Consider the following 478-nt stretch of genomic DNA (forward strand, 5'->3'; position numbering starts at 1 on the left):
CGAATACGCCGATCGCCTCAAGGTGCTCGCCGAGGAAGTCTCCGACACCCTGTATCTGGTCATGCGTGTGTATTTCGAGAAGCCGCGTACCACCGTCGGCTGGAAAGGTCTGATCAACGATCCGTATCTGGACGACTCGTTCAAGATCCAGGACGGTCTGCACATCGGTCGTCAGTTGCTGCTCGACCTGGCAGAGAAAGGCCTGCCGACCGCGACCGAAGCCCTCGACCCGATCTCCCCGCAGTATCTGCAGGATCTGATCAGCTGGTCGGCCATCGGCGCGCGTACCACCGAATCGCAGACTCACCGCGAAATGGCTTCCGGCCTGTCCTCGGCGGTCGGCTTCAAGAACGGCACCGATGGCGGCCTGACCGTGGCGATCAACGCCTTGCAGTCGGTGTCCAGCCCGCACCGTTTCCTCGGCATCAACCAGGAAGGTGGCGTGTCGATCGTCACCACCAAAGGCAACGCCTACGGT

General features: G+C 61.7%; 1 protein-coding gene. It reads left to right on the forward strand.

The features are described 5' to 3' along the window. A partial coding sequence (locus tag J5M71_RS27810; RefSeq protein WP_207838788.1) for a 3-deoxy-7-phosphoheptulonate synthase occupies positions 1-478 on the forward strand: 478 nt, incomplete at both ends.

The organism is Pseudomonas sp. 43(2021) (assembly GCF_017490805.1).
Taxonomy (GTDB): domain Bacteria; phylum Pseudomonadota; class Gammaproteobacteria; order Pseudomonadales; family Pseudomonadaceae; genus Aquipseudomonas.